The following is a 1,165-nucleotide window of genomic DNA, read 5'->3' as shown; positions in this document are numbered from 1 at the left end:
TTAAAACTGAGATCACTAATATTATTGGTTTGAACGAAACTCAGTTCCGTCAGGTTATGGTATTGCCTCAAGGTAAATTTCGCGAGCTGTTATTAGCAACGTCTAAAGAGCGTGAAGAGATCTTTGGCCAGTTATTCGAAACGGATATCTACAAAAAGATTGAATACGCCTTAAAAGACAAAGCAAGCTCGATAAGCAAAGCAAAAGATGAGTTTGATAACCAAATTCGTGGCGCGCTTCAAGTTGCGGGAGTGACATCAGAAGCGGAATTAACAGAACAACGTGAAACGCTGTCTGTCCAATTCGCGTCAGCGCAAAAGCGAGAGCAGGAATCGCTTGCTCAGTTAAATGCCGTGAAAACAGAAATTCAGAGAGCTGAAACGTTAAGTAATGAATTTAAAAAGCGTGAACAAGCAGAAGCCTCGCTCCATCTGCACTTGCAACAAACTGAAACCATTTCGGCTCGCCAACTGCAGTTAGAGAATGCGAAAAAGGCGAGTAGGATTGAACTGCCTTATATCACGCTGCAAAATGCCGCCCAGCAAGTTCAAGATTTAAACCAAAAGGTTGCCGTTCTTTCTCAAGATTTAAAAGCCGCTGACGACGTCTTAAAAACGAAGGAACAAGCCTTCCAACAGGCAAAAGAACAAGCTAATCGGGTTCCTACGCTGACAGAGCAGCAATACCAACTTGAAAGCATGAAAAGCAAGTTGGTCGAGAAGGTTGAACTGGATAGTGCCATCGCTGCAGGACTTCAGCAGAAATCAGAATTTGAAGAAACGCTAAAAAAATACATAGTGTTTAGGGAAAAACTGACGCAAGACGCCCTGCAAGCGCAAAAAGTGTTGGAGCAAGCTCGCATTGATGTCGCAAGTATTGGTGGTGTGGATGCAGAGATCAAACAGCAGCAGCGTTTGATGTCGGATCTTCAAAAGTTAGCTAATTTAAATCAAGAGCTTTCAAAGCTAGGTGCATTGACGCCAAGTAAACAAGCCTCGGTAACTCAAGCCAAGTCTTATTATGAAAACCTTCAACGTGAAGCGGATGCGCTAGAGCTCAGTTGGCATAATGCGCAAGCGGCAGTTCTTGCTCTTCGTTTGCAAACTGGAGAGAAGTGTCCCGTTTGTGGTAGTACCGAACATCCTCTACCTGCTCAATTTGTTGG

Annotated in this window: 1 pseudogene; it reads left to right on the top strand. The window is 43.8% G+C overall.

Going from position 1 to position 1,165, the window contains the following annotated elements:
• A pseudogene (locus R7P35_RS25415) lies at positions 1-1,165 on the top strand (SMC family ATPase); the annotation flags it as partial.

The organism is Vibrio sp. Vb0304, from assembly GCF_033338995.1.
In the GTDB taxonomy this organism is placed as follows: domain Bacteria; phylum Pseudomonadota; class Gammaproteobacteria; order Enterobacterales; family Vibrionaceae; genus Vibrio; species Vibrio alginolyticus.
This window is presented reverse-complemented; position numbering and strand designations above follow the sequence as displayed.